Here is a 22045-nt window from a genome sequence, read left to right as displayed (position 1 = left end):
CATTCGACGGCTAACGGCGTGTCGCATAGTTCGCTGGAGGGTAGATCGTACCTGCACACCTCGTTTGAAACGGCCCGTGGATAAAACACATTTCATAACTTACACATATATGAGACACAATTGAGGCCCAAATTCAACTTCCGTTCAGAGTGGAACGTTGCCTTTCTTGCGCTGTTCATCCCGTTCAGCCAGCTGGGGCTGTTCCCGGGCCGTGGCGAGTCGACCCTGTCGGTCGCGCTACTGCCGGCGGTGTTCATCTCGGCGAGTGCGCTGTTCGCCTATAGTGTCCATCGCCACTCATCGGCGTGGACTGAAACGGCGTCAAAGCGTTCGGTACTGGTTCAATGGCTGGTGTTTCTCAGTATCGTCGTTACTGTCGGGACTGGTATCCCTTACGCGTACATTCTCATGTAAATTCTATTTCACTTCGAGCGACTCTGACTAACTACAGAGGAGTAAGGGTAGCTCCGCTCAGTAAGCGGGGGTATCTTTCGCCGGTTTTATCCAATATCATATATAAAAGATAATTATCCAATAAAGCCAACTATTTAGTCGTCGTCGGCAGTGTACGCGCCGTCTCGACGTTTTGTACGTGCGACGACAAGCCGCTGGTCGTCCTGACGGAATGTCACGGAGAGCCGGAACTCTCCGATGCGAATCTTCTTGTGCGGGCTGTTATGGAGTGGCTCGCCGTAGTCGGGCGGGTCGCGCCACGGCGAGGAGACGATCTCATCGAGCTTGTCGAGTATCCGGTCTTGCTCGGCGGGGGATAGTCCGTCGAGGTCGTCTTCGGCTTTCGAGGATAGTTCCCACGTCCACCCGTCGTCACTCATCGCTCGTGCCGAACCGCTCACGGGCCTCCTCGGCGCTCGTCGTTCGCCCCTCGCGGATGTCCTCCTCGGCTTCGAGCAGGGCGACGAGTTCGTCGCGGTCGAACGTCGGGAACTCGACGGCATCCCGAAGCGTGTACCGGATGAACTCGCTCCGACTGTTGAACCCGCGTCCCTGCCACGTGTCGTCTATCTGTTCGAGGAACGACTCGGTGAGTTTGAAGTTCACCGTGGCGATGTCGTCCCCGCCGTCGTCATTTGTGGCCGCTTCAGACATATAGACGTAATACGCTGGTCTTACCAATAGTCGTTTCGGCGGAACCCCATTTGCCGCGTAATCGTCGTGGATAGCCGCATCGAGGGGTGTTCTATCAGGTTCCTGACTACGCTTCACTCGTTCCTCTGCGAGCGCGGATTAGCGAAATCAGGTGTGTCCCTGAGGGATGCGCTCCCGGTCAATTTCGGGTCTAATCCACCGCAGTCTGCGACTTGGTTTGTGTGTCCTGACAATTTAACGAATCGCAGGACGGCGTGACAGCCTCTATTTAGTGAGAGAAGGCTGTTTTGACCACGTTGTGTTCAAGACAGATTAATCCGTAAAGTATGCGTACAAGGAGTGTACGGCAGAAAGAGCCTAGGCGGGGATTTGAACCCCGGCTCTCGTCCTTACCAAGGACGCGCTTTACCGCTAAGCTACCCAGGCGCGCAATCAGTCGTTACCCGGATTCGACTTTAGGGGTTTCGATCCATCGGCGACGCATCGCCGGATGAAGCCGGGTGCGCGCCGTTCGAGAGGGACGCCGGTCAGCGGTCCGTCACGCTCACCGTGCGATCGGAGATGTCGGCGATCCGGTCGGCAGTCGCCTCGGGGAGTGCGCGTCCCGGCGGCGGGAACTCGCCATCGTAGTCGGCGGCCAACTCCCGAGCGTACGCCAGCAGTTCCTCGGGGGCGTCACCGCCGACGGCGGTCGTCCCGGCGACGACGGCCAGTTCGAGGGCGTCGACTTCGAGATTTCGGTCGAACGCGGTCGCCGTCGCCGAGTCCGTCTCCTCGCGATCCCTGAGCGTCTGATCGCGACCGAACGCGCGCACCACCTCCACAGCAGCCCCTGCCGCATCGGTACAGGCCAGAAGCGAGAACCCCCGCGAGACGAGCACGTCAGCGGTGAGCACGTCCATGTCCGCGTCGATGTCGGACGACCGAGTCGGCTCGGTCACCCACGGCTCTTCGTGAGCCACGGCGCGGGTGAGGCGAAGCCCTTCGTAGATGAGTTGGACGCCAGCCGCGCGGTCAAGGACGCCGTCAAGGGAGATGTCCGGATCGATCGCACGGGCCGTGATCAGCGCCAACACGCCCGGTGTCACAGCGGCGTCGAGAAGCCTATCTTCGAGGGCCTCGCGCAGCCGGTCGGGCTCGACGTCCGCGAGCGCTTCACAGGCTGCGTCACGCGCTCGCGAGGCATCGTCCATCACCGTACGATAGGCGATCGAGGGGCAAAGACCTTTGGAAACGAACGAGACGCGTAGCCATGATTCGCGTCCGTGACGACGGTGACGTGCGCATGATAACGCTCGATCGCCCCGACAGCCGAAACGCACTGCGACCGGCCGACCTCGCCGACCTACGCGACGCCGTCGAGACCGCCGAGACGCCGGTGACGTACCTCCGCGGAGCGGGGACCGCCTTCTGTGCCGGGGCAGATCTCGACGCCGTCGCCGCCACAGACGACCCGAGCGAGTTCGCACGCCGGGGGCAGCGAACGGCGTCGGCGATCGCGGACGCCGACACCGTCGTCGTCTGCGGTATCGACGGGGCCGCACGGGGCGGCGGCGTCGAGATGGCCTTGGCGGCCGACGTTCGGGTCGCGACCCCCGACGCGACCTTCGGCGAACCGGGCGTCTCGTTCGGGCTGTTCGGCGCGTGGGGCGGCACCGTCCGGCTTCCCCGAGTGATGCGCGAGGGTGACGCGCTGGATTTCGCGCTCTCCGGGCGCGTCCTCGACGCCGAGGAGGCGCTTCGGGCGGGGCTCGTCTCCCGCGTCGTCGACGACCCGCGCGCCGTCGCCGAGGAGATCGCCTCGGGGAAGCCGGACGCGCTGCGGACGATCAAGCGTCGGATACGCGACCGCCACAGGGACGGCGCACAACAGCGCGCGGAGGCGGCGGCCTTCGCCGACCTCGTCGACGCGCACCGCGAGGCGATCGCCGCAAGCCGCGGAGAGTAGTCCGAAAACCGGACGCGGACACGCCGCTCAGTCGGCGACGACTGCACGCCGTCGCCCGAATGTGACAGGTTTAAGTGACTCTCCCCGCAACCTGAGCGTGCAGAGCACGCACCGGTAGTGTAGTGGTATCACGCAACCTTGCCATGGTTGCAACCCGAGTTCAAATCTCGGCCGGTGCATCTTCTCGCTGCGCTCGAAGATACACCGCCCTTACTCCCGTTCGCTTCGCTCACGGGAGTCTCGGCCGGGGCAACTTGTGAATGAAGTGGGCGAAATCACCGAATGATATGAACGCTATCAGTCACAGCGGCGAGCAAAGTGATCGGAAGTCCGCTCCTTGACATCCTCCTCGCGCTGAAGCGCGAGGCTTTCTCCTCGATCCTCCGTAATAGATGGCTCCGTCAGCGTTCGAGTTCGACCGTCAGGTCGGTCGCGATCCACGCGTCCGTATTGCCGTGTTCCGTGAAGACGGTTCTGTCGGGTGAACAGCGGCTCGCCGCGACGGCCGGCCGCTCGTCTGTTTGCTCGTCGGCGTCGCGTCCGATCCGATCTCCAGTGCTCATTAGCGGTCCGTCAGCGACCTGCGCACATATGGGTTTTGGTGGACCTAAATCGGACGCGGCTAATTCCTTCGAAAGCAGCCATCGACCGGTGTGATCGGATCATATTACCCGACACTGGCCGTTCGATAGACCATGACCGAGTCGCTTTTCACGCCACTCTCGCTGCGCGGGACCGAGTTCCGGAACCGCGTGATGATGTCGCCGATGTGTCAGTACTCCGCGGACGACGGATTTCCGACCGACTGGCATCGAGTTCACCTCGGGAGCCGCGCCGTCGGGGGCGCGGGCGTCGTGATGACCGAAGCGACCGCCGTCGAGCCGCGCGGTCGGATCACGCCGGGCTGTCTCGGGATCTGGTCCGACGAGCACGCCGAGGCGCTCGCGCCGACGGTCGAGTTCGTCAGATCACAGGGAGCGGTTCCGGGAATTCAACTGGCACACGCCGGTCGAAAGGGGTCACACCGTCCGCCCGCCGAGGGGGGCGCACCGATATCGGTCGACGATCCGAACGGCTGGGAGACCGTCTCCGCGACCGACGATCCGTATCCCGACGCCGACCGAGATGAACCGGACGAATCAGGCCGATCGGAGAAATCAGGCGATCCGGCCGCGACTCGCCGGCTGTCGACCGACGAGATTCCCGAGGTGATCGACGCGTTCGCCGACGCGGCGGCGCGGTCGCTCGACGCCGGCTTCGAGATCGCAGAGGTCCACGCCGCGCACGGATACCTGCTCCACCAGTTCCTCTCGCCGGTCACCAACGACCGCGACGACGCGTACGGCGGGAGCTTCGAAGACCGAACTCGGTTGGTCCGCGAGGTCGTTTCCGCGGTCCGCGAGGTCTGGCCCGACGACAAGCCCGTCTTCGTCCGGATCTCCGCGACCGACTGGCTCCCAGATCGCGACTCGTGGGACGTCGACGATTCGGTCCGGCTGGCACCCCTGCTCGCCGAGGCCGGCGCGGACCTGATCGATGTCTCCGGCGGCGGGATCCATCCGGCCCAACAGCTACCGAACACCGGACCGGGCTATCAAGTTCCCTACGCAGAGGCGATCCGCGACGGTACCGACGTGCCGGTGGCCGCAGTCGGCGGGATTACGGAGCCGACTCACGCCGACGCGCTCGTGCGCAACGACCGCGCCGACCTCGTCGCGCTCGGACGGGAACTGCTCCGGCACCCGTACTGGGCGCTCGAAGCGGCCCACGAGCTCGACGCGGACATCGAGTGGCCGGTGCAGTACCGCCGCGGTCGCTTCGACTGAGGAGCGATGATCCCGGCAGGTACGCGGCCAGAGAGCAGCTGCAACCCGGTTAGATCGACGCCCCGCCGGGGTTTTTGTTTGCTCGTCGCCTACGAGCGGCCATGAGTTCCCGCGACGGCCGCGACGACGACATCGAAGAGCGCCTCGACGAGCTCGAAGACGTCCTGAGCGAACTTCGGCGCGACCTCCGCGAGACCGAGCGCGGCCGGCGGGGCCCGCCCGGTTCGCCGCGCCTACCTAGCCCGCCGCGTCCCCCCCGACTGTCCGAACTCCTTCGATTCACAGAGCAGTACACCATCCCGACGGTCATCGCGCTGTTAGAGACGACGATCAAATCGCTCGAACTGCTGCAGGGGACCCTTCGGCTGGCCGACCCGGGGCGGGGCGTCGCCGAGGGCGCGGAGTCGACCGGTGACCGCCTCGCAGACGTGCGCGACGGCGCGACCGCCGGACTCTCTCGATCGCTCGCGGAGTTGCGGACTGCGCTCTCGGAGGCTGACCTCCCCGAGGACGCGGCTTCTCGTTCGATCGTCGCCGACGCGCGAGACCTCACCGCGGAGATCGAATCGCGGATCGACGAGAGTCGACGCGCCGTCGATGCGGAGACCGAGCCACCGATCGATGACGAATCGGAGACCGAATCCACGACCGACGATGCGGTCCGGATCGACGTGACCGACCCGGACGCAGAGGGCGGTTCCGCGGGTAGAGACGACAACGGCGCGGACGAAGACACGCCGTCAGGCCCCGAAGTCGATGTCGAGTCAGAACTGGAGTCGATCAAACGACAGATGGACGGCGAGAGAGACGATACATCCGATATCGACCGTGGGACCGAAGGCACACGCAACACCGGAGACAGTGGGGCCGAAGACGAGTCCGGGGACGGAAGCGATGACAAAGGCGAGTCCGGAGACGGACGCGAGGACGAGAGCGACACCGGAAGCGACGCGAACTGACCCGACCTGACGGCGAGCGCCCCGGCTCAAAACTCCGCGCCGAGCCGGTCCGCGATGCGTTCTGCGGAGTCGAGGAGTAGCGTCTCGTCGTCGGTAAATACTTCGAGGGCGACAGTTCCGTCGAACGTCGGGAGATGCGTCTCGACGTGGTCATAGTCGACCTCGCCCGCGCCGATCGGGAGATGGGTGTCGCCGCGGCGGCGCACGTCGTGACAGTGGAGGTGGGAGACGCGGTCGCCGTGGCGACGGAGAAACCGCTGTATCGCGTCGTTGCCGCCCTCCATGTAGGCGTGGCCGACATCGAAACAGATCGGCGTGTCGGTCTCGGCGGCGATGTCGGCGAGGACGGACAGCTGGAGCCCCTCGTGCTGGTGTCCGACGTTCTCGACGACGATATCGACGCCCGCGCCGCGGCCGGCATCGGCGACGCGGCGGAGCTGGTCCGCGGCCACTTCGCGAAAGGCCACGTCGTCGCGGTCGGCGGAGGTGGCGTGGAGGACGGCCTTCGTCGCCCCGAGGTCGCCGGCCGCCTCCAAGAGCCGACGCTGGTACGCGACGATCGCGTCGTTGATCTCGGGCGCGTAGCTGGCGAGGCGCTGACTGTACGGCAGGTGAACGCACAGGTCGCGGCCGTCGAGCGCGCCGTCGAGCCGATCGGGGTCGATATCGCCCGGAACGAGCGTCGGCTCGCCGACCCCGAGCTCGCAGAAGTCGAACCGCGCGGGCGACGCTGCGAGCCGGTCGAGGTCGTCGCCGACCGTGAGACCGATGTCCATGGCAGCGGTGGGTGCGGCGTCTTTGTATAACTGGTGTCGCCGGGGTAGTGATTCTGTTACAATTCAGTTGGTCGTATTTGGGACCACAATCGCTCAGTACAGGAAAATCACGGATCGCTCAACACAGTTATTCCGTTGCTCGATACGCCTGACCTCCACGAACGATTCCCAGTACTGCGAGGAGGACATACAGAACGGGCATATTTACGAGACCGAGATTCAGATAGCCGAGAACGGCGAACGCAAGTGCGAGAACTCCAACGACGATCATAATGACTGAGTACGCCTTCTGAAGATTCAGGAGCAGGAACACACCAGCGACGGCAATTAACGAGAACAGGGAACTGAGGAAATACGAATCGAGGTAGACGAAAACAAAAACCGCTCCGAAGAAAGCAACAACGATGATTCCAACCCTACAGAGGTTCCTCCGTAACTCCTGATCGATCACGTTGAGAGAGTTACATTCCAAGGAGAAACAGTTTGCTCATTTCGCAAGCGCGTTCTCACGGCTGTCTCAGTAGGAGATCAACCGAAATAAAACCTCAACAGACCCGCTTCAGTCGTCGAGCGGATTGTCGATGTCGATCTCGCCGGAGTCGATCTCGGCTTCGACCTCGCGGACCGCAGTCACCATGTTCTCGGTCTTGCCGTAGGCGATCTCACGGGGGAGCAGCTTCAGCCCGCAGTCGGGCGAGATGGTGAGTTTCTCCGGCGGAACGACGCGCAGGCCCTGTCGGATGTTCTGTTTGATCTCCTCGACGGGTTCGATTTCGGCGGTGTGGGCGTCGACGACGCCGAGCGCGAGGTCTGGCTCGAACTCGGGATCGGTGAATGTCGGGATCTGTTCGAAGTCACCGTTACACAGCTCCACGTCGAACTCGTCGATCGGGTACTCGTTGATCTCGGGGTAGATCCGCGAGTAGTCGCCGTAACAGACGTGGAGGCCGATCCGGACCTCCTCGTCGATTCCCGAGACGATCCGTTCTAAGGCCTCGCCGACGATGGCGTGGTCCTCCGGCGTCGTCGCCAGCGCGGGCTCGTCGATCTGGATGTAGCGCGCGCCGGCCTCGACGAGTTTCTCGACTTCCTCGTTCACGAGGTCCGCGAGGTCGTAGACGAGATCCTCGGTGGAGGGGTACGCCTCGTTGAACGCCCAGAAGCCGAGCGTGTACGGCCCCGTGATCGGCACCTTCACCGGCTTCTCGGCGACGTTTGAGGTGAATTCGAATTCGTCGACGAGCCACGGCTCGTCGTAGGTGACCTCCTCGACGACGCTCGGCTTGTCGAAGTAGTTGTGACCCCACACCTTCACCGGGCCGTTGAACTCGTAGCCGTCGATGCGGTCCGCGAAGAACTCGACCATCTCGTTGCGGCGCATCTCGCCGTCGACGACCGTGTCGAGCCCGGCGCGTTCGTGCTCGTGCGTGATGAGTCGACAGGCGTCGTCGTGCGCCTCCTCCAGATCTTCCTCGTCGAATTTCGAATCGGGGTCGTCGACCAGTTCGTCCGCGCGGTTCAGCCACTTGGGTTTCGGGTACGAGCCGACGACGGTCGAGAGCAGGAACGCGTCGTTCGGGTGGTCGTTCGGGCGGAACTGTTCACGGTTGGCTGACGGATTTCGGACCATTAGTCGAGCACCTCCGCGGCGGCGGCGAGCGCGTTCAGCTTCGCGCGATACTTGTTAGCAGGCAGGTAGAACAGCTCGGTGTTCGGCGTCAGGTACGTCCGGTCGAACCCCTCCGCCGGGATCTGCGACTCAAACCACTCGACGCGCTCTGCGACCGTTTCCGGCTCCTCGACAAGCGTGTTCTGCCCGTCGACAAGGCCGAGCGACAGCGAATCTGTCGAGCCGAACTCTTGGACGTTGTAGACGGTGTCATCGCGATCGCCGGCGACCAGATCGAGGCCGAGCGCATCCGCGCCAGCCTCGTCGACGAGGTGGGCGTACAGCTTCTCGTCGAGCGCGCCGTACGAGGTCTGAACAACGACGTCGGCGTCGGTCGCGTCGGAGACCGTCGCGATGGCGTCGGTCGCGCGCTCCTCGTCGCCCTCGGCGGGCGGGTTCGTCACGAGCGACGGCTCCAGAAGGAACAGCGTCTCGTGGGCGGGGAACGCCTCGACCTCGGCGGCGAGGAACTCGGCAATCGCGGCCTGGAACTCGGCGTCGTCTCCGTAGTGCTCGTCTGTCGCGAGGTCGGCGAGCGAGTACGGCCCCGGGAGGGTCGCCGCGAGCGGAGCGTCGCCGTCGACGAGGTCTCTCGCCCGCTCCAGTTCGGCGGCGACATCGCCGGAGAAGCCGAGGTCGTCGACCACGCGAGGGTCGCGGTAGAAGTTGTTGTTGTCGTAGTACCGGACGATTCCGCCGGTCTCGACGGCGTCACTGACAGTGAGCGGGTGCGCGATCATGTCGTCCCAGCGGCCCTGTCCCTCCGAGATCAGGTCGAGGCCGGCCTCCAGCTGGTCGTCGACGTACTCGGCGCGCACCTCGTCGTACTCCTCGACGATCGCCTCGCTCTCGTCACCGCTCAGCAGGTCGCCCTTCTGGTGACCCTTGAGGTCCGAGAGCGTCTCTTTCGCCCAGTCCGGGAGCGGATACAATCCCGGCGTGGCCGCGACTCGTTCAGTCATCACCGACGATTGGATATGCCGTCGTATAATATTTGCTAATGGAGTTTATGCTATTGAGTAATATTATCGGCGGAGCGCCAACACCGTGAGCGTCTCGAACGGAAACGACTCCTCGTCGACGACCTCGTGGTCGAACCCCGCGTTGTCGACCAGCGCGAGCACCTCGTCGTAGCCGGTCAGCGAGGAGACGAGGAGGAGGACCACGCCGGCGGGCGCGAGGACGCGCCCCACGTCGGCGAGGAACGGCTCGATGAGTTCTCGACCGGTCTCCCCGCCAGAGAGCGCGTGTTCCATCCAGTCGTCCCACTCGTTGTCTGGATCGGTCGGGAGGTACGGGGGGTTGAAACAGATCGTGTCGAACGCGTCGGCTCGGAACGGCGAGAGGAGGTCGGCGACGACGGCCTCGACGCTCCGTTCTCCGGCCTGTCGAGCGGCGTGCGGGTTGAGGTCGCTGCCGACCACCTCAAGGCCGCGCTCGTCGGCGATCTGCGCCGCGACCCATCCCGACCCCGTTCCCACTTCCAGTACGCGGCCGCCAGCCTCGGCGATCGCCGCCTCCGCGAGCAGCCCCGAGTCCTCGGCCGGCTGGTAGACGACGGTGTCGTCGAGCCCACGTCGCTCGGCGAGGTCGGTCATCGGTCCGATCCTCCGCTCGCATCGCCGTCTGTGGCGTCGCCGTCGCCGCCGTCATCGGTCGTTCCGTCCGCGTCAGTTCCACGGTCGCCGCCCCGCACCGACGCCCGCTCCTCGACCGAGGCGTCGAGTTGGGGGCCGGACGCGCCCTCGGCCCGAGCCGAGAGCGTCTGCTGCGGGAAGGGAATCAGGATCCCCTCCGCCTCCAAAGCGGACTTCATCGCGCTCATCGCCGCGGTCTGGGTCCGCCAACGCTTCCGCATGCTCGGGTTTCGGATCCAGTAACGGAGCCCGAGAACGACCGCGGAGTCGGCGAACCGCTTCGTCACGGCGTTCGGCTCCGGCATCTCGGCGACGTCGTCCACGTCGGCGACCGCACTCTCGATCACTTCCGCCGCGCGATCGATGTCGGTGTCGTAGTCGACGCCGACCTCGATTTCGATCCGCAGGCGGTTCCGACGCGATCGGTCGACGATCGAGCCGGCGCGCACGTCGTCGTTCGGCAGCGTGACCATCTCCCCGTCGAACGAGCGGAGGCGCGTGCTCATGATCGAGATCTCCGTGACAGTCCCCTCGTGGTCGCCGACCTCGACCCAGTCGCCGACCTCGAACGGCCGGGAGAACATCAGCACGAACCCCGCCAGCACCGCGCCGAGCGTCTGTCTGGCTGCCATGCCGACCACGATACCTAGGAAGCCCGCACCGACGAGGAGCCCGCCGACGTTGTCGGTGAACAGTCCGACGATCACGAGCAGGGCGGCCGTGTACACCGAAAGCTGTGTGATCCGGAGGATCACCTCCTGCTGGTGGTCGGAGATCGACGCGCTCTCGGCCCCGACCTCGTGAATGACGCCGCCGAAGAAGTCCGTGACCGCGTACGCGATGGCAAGTAACACCACCGCGAGCACGACGTTCGACAGCTGGTCTGCGATCGCCGCCGACCGGACGGCCTCGAGGAGCGCTCCGCTCCGGTCCCACACGCCGATCAGCGCGATCGCGCCGGCCGCCGTGACGGCAGCGACGCTCGTCGACAACAGTAGCCGACGGGTCGACGAGAGCTCATCGTCCCGACGCTTCAGCCGACGGGTGAGATACCGCGCGGCGAGCACGACCGCGACGATCAGCGCCGACACCGCGAGCCGCTCGACGTTGCCCGCGACGACACTTTGCGGGTCGGTCGTGAGACCCGAGATCGCGACCGGCATCCGTCCTCACGCCTCCGTCGGTGATCCGCACTCGCGAGCCAACTCCGCCAGCGCGGCGAACGACTTCGGCTCCAAGTTTCCCGGTCGCTGGCGGAGCAGGTCCTCGTCTGCGGCGTCGACGACCGCCTCGGGCTCGTCGAGTCCGGAGATGTGGGACGTGTTCCGGATCGCGTTGCGAACCGTCTTGCGTCGCTGCGTGAACAGCGCCTTCACGAACCGGAGGAAGAACGCCTCGTCGCCGACGGTGTACTCGGGGTCTCGCGGCGTGCACCGGACGACCGCGCTCTCGACGGCCGGCTGCGGGTCGAACGCCTCCTTCGGGACGCGCTCTGCGATCTCCACGTCGGCGTAGTGCTGCGCGGACACGGAGAGCCGGCCGTACGCCGACTCGCCGGCCGACGCCACCATTCGATCCGCGAACTCCGCTTGGAACATCAACACGAGCGGTCGCTTTTCGGGGAGCAGCCGGAAGGCGATCTCAGAGGAGACGCCGTACGGGAGGTTGGCGACGCAGGCGGTGAACGGCGGGAGTTCGATGTCGAGTGCGTCGCCTTCGACGACGTCGAGGAGCCCGGCGTCGACCGCGCCCGCGAATTCCTCGCGGAGGAAGTCGGCGAAGGCACCGTCGCGTTCGATCACCGAGAGGACGCCGGATTCGAGGTCGTCGTTCCCGCTACCGCGGGCGACCACGGCCAGCAGGCGGTCGGTGAGCGCGCCAGCGCCGCCGCCGATCTCCAGTACGTGGCTGGTGTCCGCGTCGTCCGGGAGGTACGTCGGGATCCGGTCGAGGACGCGGTCGTCGACGAGGAAGTGCTGGTCGCGGTCGGGGTTCGCCCGCGCCCCGGCGCGACGCGCGAGGGCATCGGGATCGCGGCCCCCGTACGTCGCCTCCGGACCCGTCGATGTGTCGGTCATGGCCGCGTTACTCCGCGGCTCCGGGTAAAAGTCCCGTTTCGTGGCGTCCGCGGGGCCGGTCTCCGGGCCGTCGACCGAGGTCGTTCATCGCGGCTCGCACCCGACACGACTCACTCCTTGGTGCCGACGAAGGTCCGGTACTTCAGATCGTCCTCGCGGATCTCCTCGACGATCCGCTCGACGATTACCTCCCGAGGCCGGTGCAGTCCGGAGACGCGCTCCGAGACTTCCTCGAACGTCTCAAACGGCCCGCGCTTCCGCTCGTCGAGGAGGTTGTTTCGCAGTTTCTTGCCGATCCCGGGAAGGAGGTTGAGCCGGTGGAGTCGAAGGGTGATCGCCCCTGCCTCGTTGTAGAAGTCGACGAACCGACGCTCGTCGGCGTCGACGATGTCGTCCACCGCGTACTCGATCTCGGCGGCCGCGTTCCGCGTGAGATCGTCGAATTCGACCTCGCGGTAGCGACCGACCGACGGTCCGTCGAGGTCGATCCAATCGCTTACGGAGACATCTGCCGACTCCGTGAGCGCGAGCTCGTACAGTCGGAAGTCGGCCGTTCCGAGCCCGTACGCGACCGGTGACTTCTGGTGTGCCGGGCGGTCGTCATCCGGCCGCCCGTTCGGCAACACGTCGAGGAGGACGACGGTCGATCCGGAGTCGCCGTCACCCGTCTCGGGCGCGTCGGTATCGGAGTCGCTCATACCTCTCGGTCGCTCCGAACGGGCAAAAAACCGCTGGCGATCGGACTGGCAGCGATCCGGCCGTCACTCGATCCGTTCGCGGGCGGCCGCGACGAGCATCGGCAGCATGACCGTCGCGTCGCCGTACACGGAGGCGTTTCGCGCGTCTTTCTCGAGTTTTCCCCACGATCGCGCTTCGTCCAGCGTCGCGCCCGACAGCCCGCCGGTCGCCTCCGGATCCATCGTGATCTGGACCGCATAGTCGTACGCGCGCGGCGTGACGAGCATCGTCTGGAGGGTGAAGTTCTTCGGGACGCCGCCGCCGACGAGCAGACAGCCGGCGTCGTCGGCGTCGAAGGCGAGGTCGGTCAGCGCCGTCATGTCGGCCAAGGCGTCGAGCGTGAAATCGGCGGTCTGGGCGTACATCCACGCCTGTAGTCCGAGGACGGAGTCTTGCACGGCGGGACAGTAGACCGGCACGTCGCACTCGTAGGCGGCGGCGGCGACACCGGGACCCTCGTCGATGTCGTCGCGCTCGTTGACCTCGCTGTTCGCGCGTCCCAGCTCTCGGGTGAGATCCGCGATGGAAACCGACTCCCCTTCGAGCGCCGGGAACACCTCCTCGCGCAGGTGTCCCTCGAAATGTGCGAAGTGCTCTTGGGGAAGATAGACGTTGTAGATTCGGTCGACACCCTCGTCTCGGAGCCCCTCGTCGTGTTCGCGCGCGGTTTTTTCGGGATCGTGGGTTCGGCCATGGTGGTGTTTCCCGCCGATCGCCTCGATGGCGTCGTGCGTGAGGTTCGCACCCGTCGTCACCAAGGCGTCGACGTGGCCGTCGCGAATGAGGTCGGCGACGATCCGGCGCATCCCGGCGGGGACCATCGCGCCCGCGAGCGAGAGGAACACGGTGCAGTCTTCGTTCGCGAGCATCTCCGCGAGCACGTCGCTGGCCTCGTTGACCGACGCCGCGCCGATGCCGGCGTCGCCGTACCCGTCGACGAGTTCGCCGACGGTCATCCCCGCCGTCGCACGGGTGTGCCCGACCGGGTCCTCGTGGAATTCCTCTCGGTGCGGCTCGTCGTGGTCGCCGTCGGCCGCCGCGCCGTCGGCGTCGCTCTCGCTGCCCGCGTCACGCTCGTCCTCGCTGTCGCTCATGCGTCTTGATGTGTCGGGTGACCGTTTGAAACGACCGATCCGTCAGTCAGATCGGCCGCCGCTGACGGGAGGAAAAAGCGCCAGTTCGTCGCCGTCTTCGAGGGTCGTCGAGAGCCCGCCATCGTGATGGACGCTCCGGCCGTTTCGGAGGACGTTGATGTGATCTGCGACCGTGCCGTCTTCGATCACGCGCTCTCGGAGATCGGGGTGTGCATCGAGCAGGGCGTCGAGCGCGTCGCCAACGGTGTCACCCGCCTCCGTGTCCACCGCGATCACGCGGTCGCCAGCGATCTCCGCGAGGTCAGCGAACAGCTTCCACTCCATACTGACACCGCGTGCGGACGCCTCAAGAGCGTTGCGTCCCGCCCCCCGATATGTCGTTGGTATCGCCGTCTTCGGGTGCAGTACCGTCGTCGCCAGTCGCTGCACTGTCCGCGCCACCGCCGCCGGATCCTCCGCCAGACTCATCGCCATCGCCAGAGTTGCCGTCGTCGCCGGATGCAGTCGCATCGGCTTCGATCCGCCGGAGCGCGTCGGGTCGGCCGACAAGGTACACTTGATCGCCGGGAGCGAAGGCGTACGAACGCGGCGGGATCGGCTGAACGGTACCCGCCGCCGGTCGAACCGCGGCGACGACCGTCTCGACGTCGCCCACGGTTCGTTCGGCAAGCCGACTTCCATCCCCGACAGTGACCGCGGCCATCGTCTCGTCGGCGTTCCGTAGTAGCGACGCGAACTCGCGGTCCGCCTGCGGCTCCGCGGGCAACGTCACGAGACGGTACCCGCTCTCCGCGGCCACCGCCTCGGCGTCGGACTCGTCGAGCGCGACTGTCACGGCGTCGCCGGCGACGCCCCGAAGTTCGCCCGTCGCGAGGCGCTTCGGCTCCGGATTCGCCTGCCACACCTGAACCGTGTCGCCGGCCGTGGCGTTGTTCGGCGGGTCGGCCGCGATCGCGATCGCGGCCGACCCCGGAGCGAGCGTCGGACCGAGCCCGGCCGCCCGAGAGCCGACCGCAAAGTACTCGACGGTCCCGTCGGCGGCGACATCGACGTCGACGTACCCCACGCCGTACTCGCTCTTGATCCGGGAGACGAGACGCTCTCGAAGCTCCTTGGCGGAGAGCTTCTTCGGGAACAGCAACGTCTTCTCCGCGAGTTCCGCCTTCTTTTCGGGCGAGACGGGATCGTACGTGTCGATGTCCTCGATGGCGGTCGCCTCCGGCAGCGTGACTGCCGTGAACCGTCCGACAGCCCGCACCACGCCGCTCAGTTCGCCGTCCAACTGTCTGGCACCCGAGAGCGCGAACACGTCGACTGCGAGCCGATCGCCCGCGTACCGGCCGATCGGGGCCGTGACCGCCGCCGTCCCGAGCGCGACGACGTTGAAGAACGCGCTTTCCGGTTCGAACAGCGCCGGGCTCTCTCCGGCGGCTATCGCGCCGAGCGAGGTCGTGTTGAGGTACAGCGCCACGACCGCGACGCCGAGCAGCGCGGCGACCCCTTCCGGGATCGCATCGCGGAAGTACCACCGGTACGTCAGCGCTGCCGAGCCGGCGACGAGGGCGGCGAGGATCGCGAACGTGACGAGCGCGGCGGCCGCCTGTCGGGGGCGAGCGAACCCGACCTCGATGGCCGGACCCTCGATGGCGAGGACGGCGAGCTGCGACGCGGCGAGAGGGCTCATCGCGCGACCTCCGCGAAGCCGTCGATGGCGTCACGGCTCCCCACGACGAACAGGTCGTCGCCCGCCGACAGCGACTGCGACCCGCCCGGTGCGACCGTCCACGACTCGTGTCGCGCCGCCAGGACGGCGACGCCGTATGTCTCGCGGATCTCGAGTTCGCCGATCGTGTGTCCGTCGAGCGGACCGCCGGCGACGACGGACACCTTGCGGAACCGCTTGCCCGCGCGGCGGAGGAGACTCGTCAGCTCGTACTCTCGTCGGGTGCCGCGGGAGAGCACGAGCACGCGGCCACGGTCGGCTCCGACGAGTTTCGTCGCCGCGGAGCGGTCGACCGCGACGGTCACGCGCCCCTCACCGCCGGTCGTCGTCGGGGCGACGGACGGAGCCGGGGTCGGCGTCGCGGCGGTCGACTCGCCGCCGTCGGTTCGGGCGTCGTCTCGGCCGTCATCGATCTCGCCGCTCGGAGGGGTCGCCGCGCTCCCCGATTTCCCCGCGTCGACCGCCCCACTTGAGCGCGCCGCGAGCACCGTCCCCTCGACGGTGAGGTCCGGGGTGAGCACGCGGACGAGGTCGCCCCGAGCGATACCGGTCGGAACGAGCGCCGGGATCGACACGGCGCGTTTGCCTGCGGGAACGCGCTTCGAGAGCGCGCCGGTCGGCGGCGCAGCGGCGACCGTCGCCCGCGCCTGCTCGTCGATTCGGACGGACACGTCCGCGAGATGGAGCTCCGTCCGGAGCCGCTCAGCGAGTCGGTCTTCCAACTCGACGAGCGGGAGGTCCGCGGGGAACGTCCACTCGCCCTCGACGATCGCGCTGCGGGTCTCGACCGGCAGCGACGGGTACCCCTCCATGTCGTTCACCTCGCCCGCGATCTCGACGGTGACGCGACCGCGGCCGCCGACCAGCTCGATCACGTCCGACGAGAGGGTGCGGTCTCGAAGCTGCTTGAGAGAGATCCGCTTCGGCACGCTGGCACCGAGCTTGTCGCCCTGCGCGTGGGCGTACAGCGAGAGCATCAGAATGACGACGATCGCCGTGAGAAGCGCCGGCGCGTGCTCCGACGAGCGAATCGTCTCGTCGTTGAGCGCGAGGAGCCCGCCGTTGATGCCGGCGATGGCAAGCGAGAGGACGACGACCCCAAGCCCGGGGATCGTCACGTCGGTTATGTACTTGAAAATGAACCCCAGCACGCCGGCCACCAACGCGGGGACGATCCCCGTGATGGCCCCGAGGTAGATGCCGAAGAGTATCTCGACGGGAAGTGCCATACGGACCCAACCGACGCGGCCGTTAAACGTGTGTCGGCGCTCGCAGGCTGTCACCGCGATCCGACCGACCGCGGCTCGCGAAGCTTAAGTTCGGCCTAGCTGACGGAAGGGTATGGAGCTGACTCGGGACTGGGTGACCGTGCGAGCGTCGATCGTCCTGACGTTCGCGGTCGCGGTGCTGTCGATCCTCGCCGGGCTCGCGCAGATCGGTGGCCTCGGCGTCGACGGCCCGCTGGCCCCGTATGTTCCAAGCGTGATCCGACAGACTGTCGGGTTCACCGGGACCATCACCGGATTCGCGATGCTCGGCAGCGGGTTCGCGCTGCGAAACGGCTACCGCGTCGGCTGGTATTCGACCGCTGTTCTGCTCCCGCTGACGGCGATCCAAGGACTGATGCAGGCGTCGGTGCTGTCGCTCCCGCTCGTGGCGCTGTCGGTGCTTTCGGTACCGGCCCTCGTGATCAACCGCGGCCGGTTCGACCGGACGTACTCCCCGTCGCCGACGCAACTCGCTGCGGGCGCGGCGCTCGTGAGCGCCGTCGCGTACGGAACGGTCGGGTCCTACGCACTGCGCGACCAGTTCGAGGGAATAGAGACGATCGTCGACGCGTTTTACTTCACGGTCGTCACCGCCTCGACGGTCGGATACGGCGACGTTCACCCCGGCGCAGGTCCCGAGTCCGACATCGCACAGCTGTTCGTGCTCTCCGCACTCGTGATGAACGTCGCCGCGTTCGCGGTGGCGCTCGGTGTCCTACTCACTCCCGCGATCGAGGCGCAACTCTCCAAGGCACTCGGAAAGATGACCGAAAAACAGATAGACCTCCTCGACGACCACGTCCTCGTTCTCGGCTACGGGGACCTGACGGAACCGATACTCGAAGAACTCGACGGCCGCGACGGCACCACCTACGCCGTGGTGACGACCAACGAAACCGCCGCCAAGCGGCTGGATGAACGGTCAGTTCCCGTGCTCACCGCGGATTCGAGCGACGTCGAACCCCTCGAACGGGCCCATATCGCGGACGCGAGAGCGGTCGTCGTCGCCACCGAGAACGACGCGCAGGACGCGCTGGCGATTCTGACCGCGCGTCAGCTCAACCCTAGCATCCGGATCGTCGCCGCGGCGACCCAGCGGGAGAACGTCAATAAGCTCCGTCGGGCTGGAGCGAATCAGGTGATTTCGCCGTCGTCGCTCGGGGGACACATCCTCATCGACTGCGCGTTCGGCTCGAACAGCGACGAGGCAACAGAGGAACTCCTCGGCGGCGCGCTGGACGGGGAAGCGAACCGAGACCTCTCCGACGGCGACACCACCGTCTGAGGCGGATCAGCGGCTCTGCCGGCCTTTCGTCTGCCGATAGTCACGGCTCAAGACGTTCTGGCGCAGGTGTGTCGTGAACGCGTCCGCCTCGTCGTCGCTCATCTCGGTCGGCTCTTTCATCGGTACCAACTCGAAACCGCGCCCGCGGATCGTCGTCGCGTGTTCCGCCTCGATGTCGAACGAGTCCGGTCTGCGGGTCGTGTACTCGACCGCCAGCTCCCGAAGCGGCCGTTCGCCGACCGGAACGATGATCTGCGGGTTGATCATGCGGATCTCGGCGTTCAAGAACGGTTCACAAGTATCCACCTCGCGGTCGTTCGGTTCGCGGTCCGGGTGGCGACACCGTGTGAGGCTGGTAAAGAAGACGTTCTGCACGTCGGGTTCGGTCGCGTCCGACGGCGAACGGACGAAGCCGAGGTCGGCGAAGATCGACTGGACGACCTCGCCGCCGTCCGCGCCGGTGAACGGAACGCCATTGGCCTCGGCGGCCGCCGTCGGCCGCGTACCAACCACGAGAAACTCCGCGCCTACGTCGCCGTAGCCGTGAACGACGTGCTCGCGCGAGCCGCAGAGATCGGGACAGTTCTCGCACGCCTCGTCCATCCCGAACGGGTTCCGGAACTTCTGTTGGTTCGCGTCCACGGCTTCTCTGCGTTCTCGCCCCTCCTAAACGCACCGCTGGCTGATGAGAATGGATCCGACAGCGTCGGTGGTGACGATCGGCAATCTAGTTCAGCGCGTAGGTGTCGCCCTCGCAGTCGACCATGCCCTCCTGTCGAAGGGTCTTGAGGATACTGTACAGCGAGAGCTTCTTCATGCCGAGCGAATCGCCCATCTCTGAGACCGTCGCGTCGCCATTCGTCGTCAGATACAGGTACACGAGTTTCGCGCGAGGGGACTGCAGGTCCGTCGGCAGTGCGGGAGCCGCGCGGGCTGGTTCAGTCTTCATCATCTTGTTCGACATGAGTAGTTCGACGATAATAAACCCCCTATTCAACATTCGTCGAAATTCTGCGGGCTAGAGATCTCAGGTGCGTCCGGCTCAAGGGAGGGTAATTACCGAGCGAATCCGGGTAGATCACACGCCGATCGTCACGTGAAAGAGTGCGGAAATTCGACCAACGACGCAGACAGAATCGTGATAGATCGGTGTCGACCGTGACGATCAGTACGAGCGATTCTTTGGCTCGTACTTTTTGTCCTCGCCTTCGAGGATGACCGGCTTGTACCAGAGTTCGGGCTCGCCGTCGTTCCACGAGACCAGCGTGTGTTTCAGCCAGTTCTCGTCGTCGCGGATCTGATTCTCCTTGCGCCAGTGTGCGCCGCGGAACTCGTTCCGCGCGAGCGCGCCCATCGTGAGTGCCTCGGCGATGTCGAGGATGTTCCGGGTTTCCATCGTGTGAATGAGGTCCGTGTTGAACGTCCGGGAGGGGTCTGAGACGGCGACGTCTTTGTACTCCTCGCGGGCCTCTCGGAGGTCACCGAGCGTCTCTTTGAGTCCTGGCTCCTCGCGGAACACATTGACGTTGGCCGTCATCGTCTTCTGGACCTTCGAGCGAATCTCCGCGTGGTTGCGGCCGCTCCGCGACAGCAGCGTCTCGACGCGCTCTTGCGCGCGGTCGACAGCGGTCGCGAGGACGCCGTCCGCGTCCGAGGTCACGGCTCCGCCGTCGGCCGCGGCGGGACCGCGTCCGCCGGTTTCGCCGACTTCGATCTCGAACTCGTAGTCCGCGGGCTCCCACTCGCCCGACTTGCCGGTCTCGATCTCGGCCGCGCCCATGTCCTCGCCGGCGGCGTGGCGGCCGGCGCGCTTGCCGAAGACGATGAGTTCAGGCAGGGCATTACCCCCGAGACGGTTCGCGCCGTGGACGGACGCACAGGCGCACTCGCCGGCCGCGTACAGCCCGTCGATGACCGTTTCGCCGTGCTCGTTCGTCTCGATACCACCCATCGCGTAGTGCTGGCCGGGCTTGACCGGCATCGGCTCCGTGAGCCCGTCCGCGCCTTCGAAGTCCTCCGCGAGGTGCAGAATGTTCTCCAGTCGGTCGAGGATGCGCTCCTCACCGAGGTGACGCATGTCGAGGTGGACGTACTCGTCTTCGATGCCGCGACCCTCGTTGACCTCGGTTAGCTCGGCGCGCGAGACCACGTCGCGGGAGGCGAGTTCGCCGTCGTTGTTCGCGTAGCCGTGCTCGAACATGAACCGCTCGCCCTTCTCGTTGTATAAGATTCCGCCCTCGCCGCGGACACCCTCCGAAATGAGGACACCCGTCGACGGCAGCGTCGTGGGATGGAACTGGATGAACTCCATGTCCTCCATCGGGACGCCGGCGCGGTACGCCATCGCGACGCCGTCGCCGGTGTTCGCGACCGCGTTCGTGGTGTGATCGAACACCTGCCCCATCCCGCCGGTCGCGAGGATGACCCCGTTCTCCGCACGGAAGCCGCTGACCTCGCCCGTCTGGATGTCGTAGCCGACGACGCCGTGACAGGTCCGGTCGGCTGGATCGTCCTCGTCGGTGACGGCGAGATCCATCACGTGCCACTCGTCGTACACCGTAATTCCCCGTTTGACCACCTGCTCGTACATCGTGTGGAGCATCTGGTGGCCGGTCTCCGCGCCAGCGTACGTCGTCCGCGGGAATGAGAGCCCGCCGAACGGTCGCTGTGAGACGCGCCCGTCGTCCTCGCGCGAGAAGGGCATTCCCCAGTGTTCGAGCCGGATGACCTCTTCGGGGCTCTCCCGACAGAGCGCCTCGACCGCGGGCGCGTCGCCGAGGTAGTCCGACCCCTTCATTGTGTCGTACGCGTGGTCTTCCCACGAGTCGGCGTCGCGCAGCGCCGCGTTGATGCCTCCCTCGGCCGCTCCCGTGTGAGAGCGGACCGGGTGGAGTTTCGAGACCATGGCCACGTCGGCCCCCGCTTCCTGTGCCGCGATCGCCGCCCGGAGTCCAGCCCCTCCAGCGCCGACCACGATGACGTCGTGTTCGTACATTGTAATATATCGGTGATTAGTTCCAGAGTCCCTTGAGCGTGTCTCTCAGTGTTACCAGAACTTCAGATTGTTCTTGACCGCCTCGCGCTTCAGTTCCTGAATATGCTCGGTCAGCGGGATGTCCTTGGGACAGACCTCCGTACAGGAGAACTGCGTCTGACACCGCCAGACGCCGTGTTCCTGCTCAATTATCTCCAACCGCTTCTGTTTGATCTCTTCTCCCTCGCGCTCGTCCATGGCGAACCGGTACGCCTTGTTGATCGCGGCGGGACCGAGGTACTCGTTGTCGCCCGCAGCGATGTTACACGAGGACATACACGCGCTACACCAGATACAGCGCGTGGACATCTTCACCTTCTCGCGGTTCTCCCGCGTCTGCCGCTGTTCTTCGAGTTCGCCGTCGGGGTACTCGTTCGTCTGGAAGTACGGCTCGACCGCCTCCATCTGCTCGTAGAAGTGCTCCATGTCGACGACCAGATCCTTTCGAACGTCCGCATGTGGGAGCGGCTCGACGCGAATCGGCTGTTCGAGGTCGGCGATCTGGGTCTTGCACGCGAGCTTCTGTCCGCCGTTGACGAACATCGCGTCGGAGCCGCAGACGGCTTGCCGGCAGGAGTGCCGGAAAGTGAGCGAAGAGTCGTACGTGTCCCGCGAGTACATAAGCGCGTCGAGGACGGTCATCCCCTTCGTAAACGGGACGTGGAACGTGTCGAACCGCGGCTCCTGTTTGCCCTCCACTTCGGGGTCGTACCGGAACACCTTCAGCTCGATAGTTTCGTCGTCCGCTGCCGCCTTTTCGGCCTCCTCGGCCTGTTTGCGTTCGCGCTCCTCGGCCGCCCGGCGACGTTTTTCCGCGCGTCGCTCGTCGCCCTTCGAGGCGGCCTCGGGCTCTGTCTCCGTCTCACTCGATTCCTCGGTCTGTTGTGGTATCTGCGTACTCAT

Annotated in this window: 24 protein-coding genes and 2 tRNA genes; 5 read left to right on the top strand and 21 right to left on the bottom strand. The window is 65.7% G+C overall.

Annotation, left to right across the window (positions count from 1 at the left end):
- Positions 1-548 precede the first annotated feature (548 nt).
- From NO887_RS11635 to NO887_RS11620, 4 genes are all read right to left on the bottom strand, one after another.
- Entirely contained in the window at positions 549-833 is a 285-nt protein-coding gene (locus NO887_RS11635) for a type II toxin-antitoxin system RelE family toxin (RefSeq protein WP_256418581.1), read from the bottom strand.
- Positions 826-1107: a ribbon-helix-helix domain-containing protein gene (locus NO887_RS11630; protein ID WP_008307424.1), complete on the bottom strand. Its 282-nt coding sequence runs from the start codon at positions 1105-1107 to the stop codon at positions 826-828. Before NO887_RS11630 ends, NO887_RS11635 begins: the two co-directional genes overlap by 8 nt.
- A 354-nt stretch (positions 1108-1461) precedes the next feature.
- Positions 1462-1533, bottom strand: a tRNA-Thr gene (locus tag NO887_RS11625).
- Positions 1534-1634: 101 nt separating this feature from the next.
- Positions 1635-2300, bottom strand: a complete 666-nt coding sequence (locus NO887_RS11620; protein ID WP_256418454.1) for a DUF7114 family protein — start codon at positions 2298-2300, stop codon at positions 1635-1637.
- Positions 2301-2359: 59 nt separating this feature from the next.
- Between NO887_RS11620 and NO887_RS11615 the strand changes: the two genes are divergently transcribed.
- Both NO887_RS11615 and NO887_RS11610 read left to right on the top strand, forming a co-directional pair.
- Entirely contained in the window at positions 2360-3055 is a 696-nt protein-coding gene (locus tag NO887_RS11615) for an enoyl-CoA hydratase/isomerase family protein (RefSeq protein WP_256418453.1), read from the top strand.
- A 108-nt stretch (positions 3056-3163) separates the two neighbouring features.
- Positions 3164-3234, top strand: a tRNA-Gly gene (locus NO887_RS11610).
- 222 nt (positions 3235-3456) lie between these two features.
- Here NO887_RS11610 and NO887_RS11605 read toward each other — a convergent pair.
- Positions 3457-3618: a hypothetical protein gene (locus tag NO887_RS11605; protein ID WP_256418452.1), complete on the bottom strand. Its 162-nt coding sequence runs from the start codon at positions 3616-3618 to the stop codon at positions 3457-3459.
- A gap of 132 nt (positions 3619-3750) precedes the next feature.
- On the opposite strand from NO887_RS11605, the gene NO887_RS11600 reads away from it, so the two are divergent.
- Both NO887_RS11600 and NO887_RS11595 read left to right on the top strand, forming a co-directional pair.
- Positions 3751-4881 carry an NADH:flavin oxidoreductase/NADH oxidase gene (locus NO887_RS11600; protein WP_256418451.1) on the top strand — a complete coding sequence of 377 codons (1131 nt, stop codon included), beginning with the start codon at positions 3751-3753 and terminating at the stop codon, positions 4879-4881.
- A gap of 101 nt (positions 4882-4982) precedes the next feature.
- Positions 4983-5840 (top strand): DUF7547 family protein, encoded by an 858-nt coding sequence (locus NO887_RS11595; RefSeq protein ID WP_256418450.1) that lies wholly within the window; start codon positions 4983-4985, stop codon positions 5838-5840.
- A 26-nt stretch (positions 5841-5866) separates the two neighbouring features.
- On the opposite strand, the gene NO887_RS11590 is transcribed toward NO887_RS11595, so the two are convergent.
- From NO887_RS11590 to NO887_RS11535, 12 genes are all read right to left on the bottom strand, one after another.
- Complete coding sequence (locus NO887_RS11590) at positions 5867-6616, bottom strand: sugar phosphate isomerase/epimerase family protein (RefSeq protein ID WP_256418449.1); 750 nt, start codon at positions 6614-6616, stop codon at positions 5867-5869.
- A 127-nt stretch (positions 6617-6743) separates the two neighbouring features.
- Positions 6744-7067, bottom strand: coding sequence for a hypothetical protein (locus NO887_RS11585; protein WP_256418448.1), 324 nt, complete (start codon positions 7065-7067; stop codon positions 6744-6746).
- A 108-nt stretch (positions 7068-7175) separates the two neighbouring features.
- A complete protein-coding gene (locus tag NO887_RS11580; RefSeq protein WP_256418447.1) occupies positions 7176-8246 on the bottom strand; it encodes a methionine synthase in 1071 nt (356 codons plus the stop codon).
- On the bottom strand, positions 8246-9247 hold the full coding sequence (locus NO887_RS11575; RefSeq protein ID WP_256418446.1) for a 5-methyltetrahydropteroyltriglutamate--homocysteine methyltransferase: 1002 nt from the start codon (positions 9245-9247) through the stop codon (positions 8246-8248). The genes NO887_RS11580 and NO887_RS11575 overlap by 1 nt, the downstream gene beginning before the upstream one ends.
- Before the next feature lie 63 nt (positions 9248-9310).
- Complete coding sequence (locus tag NO887_RS11570; RefSeq protein ID WP_256418445.1) at positions 9311-9883, bottom strand: HemK2/MTQ2 family protein methyltransferase; 573 nt, start codon at positions 9881-9883, stop codon at positions 9311-9313.
- Positions 9880-11085 (bottom strand): mechanosensitive ion channel family protein, encoded by a 1206-nt coding sequence (locus NO887_RS11565; RefSeq protein ID WP_256418444.1) that lies wholly within the window; start codon positions 11083-11085, stop codon positions 9880-9882. The genes NO887_RS11570 and NO887_RS11565 overlap by 4 nt, the downstream gene beginning before the upstream one ends.
- A 6-nt stretch (positions 11086-11091) precedes the next feature.
- A complete protein-coding gene (locus NO887_RS11560; RefSeq protein ID WP_256418443.1) occupies positions 11092-12000 on the bottom strand; it encodes a 16S ribosomal RNA methyltransferase A in 909 nt (302 codons plus the stop codon).
- A gap of 110 nt (positions 12001-12110) precedes the next feature.
- A complete protein-coding gene (locus tag NO887_RS11555) occupies positions 12111-12698 on the bottom strand; it encodes a DUF655 domain-containing protein (protein WP_256418442.1) in 588 nt (195 codons plus the stop codon).
- 63 nt (positions 12699-12761) lie between these two features.
- On the bottom strand, positions 12762-13832 hold the full coding sequence (locus NO887_RS11550; RefSeq protein ID WP_256418441.1) for a deoxyhypusine synthase: 1071 nt from the start codon (positions 13830-13832) through the stop codon (positions 12762-12764).
- Positions 13833-13874: 42 nt separating this feature from the next.
- Complete coding sequence (locus tag NO887_RS11545; protein ID WP_256418440.1) at positions 13875-14156, bottom strand: ubiquitin-like small modifier protein 1; 282 nt, start codon at positions 14154-14156, stop codon at positions 13875-13877.
- A gap of 22 nt (positions 14157-14178) precedes the next feature.
- Entirely contained in the window at positions 14179-15516 is a 1338-nt protein-coding gene (locus NO887_RS11540; protein ID WP_256418439.1) for a cation:proton antiporter regulatory subunit, read from the bottom strand.
- Complete coding sequence (locus tag NO887_RS11535; protein ID WP_256418438.1) at positions 15513-16784, bottom strand: potassium channel family protein; 1272 nt, start codon at positions 16782-16784, stop codon at positions 15513-15515. The genes NO887_RS11540 and NO887_RS11535 overlap by 4 nt, the downstream gene beginning before the upstream one ends.
- A gap of 112 nt (positions 16785-16896) precedes the next feature.
- On the opposite strand from NO887_RS11535, the gene NO887_RS11530 reads away from it, so the two are divergent.
- Entirely contained in the window at positions 16897-18108 is a 1212-nt protein-coding gene (locus NO887_RS11530) for an NAD-binding protein (RefSeq protein WP_256418437.1), read from the top strand.
- A gap of 6 nt (positions 18109-18114) precedes the next feature.
- Here the strand turns inward: NO887_RS11530 and NO887_RS11525 are convergent, their stop codons facing one another.
- From NO887_RS11525 to NO887_RS11510, 4 genes are all read right to left on the bottom strand, one after another.
- Positions 18115-18750, bottom strand: a complete 636-nt coding sequence (locus tag NO887_RS11525) for a uracil-DNA glycosylase (RefSeq protein ID WP_256418436.1) — start codon at positions 18748-18750, stop codon at positions 18115-18117.
- A gap of 85 nt (positions 18751-18835) precedes the next feature.
- Positions 18836-19060, bottom strand: coding sequence for a helix-turn-helix domain-containing protein (locus tag NO887_RS11520; protein WP_256418435.1), 225 nt, complete (start codon positions 19058-19060; stop codon positions 18836-18838).
- Positions 19061-19273: 213 nt separating this feature from the next.
- Positions 19274-21103: an FAD-binding protein gene (locus tag NO887_RS11515; RefSeq protein ID WP_256418434.1), complete on the bottom strand. Its 1830-nt coding sequence runs from the start codon at positions 21101-21103 to the stop codon at positions 19274-19276.
- Positions 21104-21154: 51 nt separating this feature from the next.
- Complete coding sequence (locus tag NO887_RS11510; RefSeq protein WP_256418433.1) at positions 21155-22045, bottom strand: succinate dehydrogenase/fumarate reductase iron-sulfur subunit; 891 nt, start codon at positions 22043-22045, stop codon at positions 21155-21157.

It is taken from the genome of Halorubrum laminariae (assembly GCF_024494655.1).
GTDB classification, from domain to species: domain Archaea; phylum Halobacteriota; class Halobacteria; order Halobacteriales; family Haloferacaceae; genus Halorubrum; species Halorubrum laminariae.
The sequence above is the reverse complement of the archived record's forward strand: the minus strand, read 5'-3'. Positions and strand labels throughout refer to the sequence as shown.

What these genes read in the sequence shown, in the direction of transcription:
- NO887_RS11635 (WP_256418581.1), bottom strand. Translation starts at nt 833, where the DNA reads ATGAGTGACGACGGGTGGACGTGGGAACTATCCTCGAAAGCCGAAGAC.
- NO887_RS11630 (WP_008307424.1), bottom strand. Translation starts at nt 1,107, where the DNA reads ATGTCTGAAGCGGCCACAAATGACGACGGCGGGGACGACATCGCCACG.
- NO887_RS11620 (WP_256418454.1), bottom strand. Translation starts at nt 2,300, where the DNA reads ATGGACGATGCCTCGCGAGCGCGTGACGCAGCCTGTGAAGCGCTCGCG.
- NO887_RS11615 (WP_256418453.1), top strand. Translation starts at nt 2,360, where the DNA reads ATGATTCGCGTCCGTGACGACGGTGACGTGCGCATGATAACGCTCGAT.
- NO887_RS11605 (WP_256418452.1), bottom strand. Translation starts at nt 3,618, where the DNA reads ATGAGCACTGGAGATCGGATCGGACGCGACGCCGACGAGCAAACAGAC.
- NO887_RS11600 (WP_256418451.1), top strand. Translation starts at nt 3,751, where the DNA reads ATGACCGAGTCGCTTTTCACGCCACTCTCGCTGCGCGGGACCGAGTTC.
- NO887_RS11595 (WP_256418450.1), top strand. Translation starts at nt 4,983, where the DNA reads ATGAGTTCCCGCGACGGCCGCGACGACGACATCGAAGAGCGCCTCGAC.
- NO887_RS11590 (WP_256418449.1), bottom strand. Translation starts at nt 6,616, where the DNA reads ATGGACATCGGTCTCACGGTCGGCGACGACCTCGACCGGCTCGCAGCG.
- NO887_RS11580 (WP_256418447.1), bottom strand. Translation starts at nt 8,246, where the DNA reads ATGGTCCGAAATCCGTCAGCCAACCGTGAACAGTTCCGCCCGAACGAC.
- NO887_RS11575 (WP_256418446.1), bottom strand. Translation starts at nt 9,247, where the DNA reads ATGACTGAACGAGTCGCGGCCACGCCGGGATTGTATCCGCTCCCGGAC.
- NO887_RS11570 (WP_256418445.1), bottom strand. Translation starts at nt 9,883, where the DNA reads ATGACCGACCTCGCCGAGCGACGTGGGCTCGACGACACCGTCGTCTAC.
- NO887_RS11565 (WP_256418444.1), bottom strand. Translation starts at nt 11,085, where the DNA reads ATGCCGGTCGCGATCTCGGGTCTCACGACCGACCCGCAAAGTGTCGTC.
- NO887_RS11560 (WP_256418443.1), bottom strand. Translation starts at nt 12,000, where the DNA reads ATGACCGACACATCGACGGGTCCGGAGGCGACGTACGGGGGCCGCGAT.
- NO887_RS11555 (WP_256418442.1), bottom strand. Translation starts at nt 12,698, where the DNA reads ATGAGCGACTCCGATACCGACGCGCCCGAGACGGGTGACGGCGACTCC.
- NO887_RS11550 (WP_256418441.1), bottom strand. Translation starts at nt 13,832, where the DNA reads ATGAGCGACAGCGAGGACGAGCGTGACGCGGGCAGCGAGAGCGACGCC.
- NO887_RS11545 (WP_256418440.1), bottom strand. Translation starts at nt 14,156, where the DNA reads ATGGAGTGGAAGCTGTTCGCTGACCTCGCGGAGATCGCTGGCGACCGC.
- NO887_RS11540 (WP_256418439.1), bottom strand. Translation starts at nt 15,516, where the DNA reads ATGAGCCCTCTCGCCGCGTCGCAGCTCGCCGTCCTCGCCATCGAGGGT.
- NO887_RS11535 (WP_256418438.1), bottom strand. Translation starts at nt 16,784, where the DNA reads ATGGCACTTCCCGTCGAGATACTCTTCGGCATCTACCTCGGGGCCATC.
- NO887_RS11530 (WP_256418437.1), top strand. Translation starts at nt 16,897, where the DNA reads ATGGAGCTGACTCGGGACTGGGTGACCGTGCGAGCGTCGATCGTCCTG.
- NO887_RS11520 (WP_256418435.1), bottom strand. Translation starts at nt 19,060, where the DNA reads ATGATGAAGACTGAACCAGCCCGCGCGGCTCCCGCACTGCCGACGGAC.
- NO887_RS11515 (WP_256418434.1), bottom strand. Translation starts at nt 21,103, where the DNA reads ATGTACGAACACGACGTCATCGTGGTCGGCGCTGGAGGGGCTGGACTC.
- NO887_RS11510 (WP_256418433.1), bottom strand. Translation starts at nt 22,045, where the DNA reads ATGAGTACGCAGATACCACAACAGACCGAGGAATCGAGTGAGACGGAG.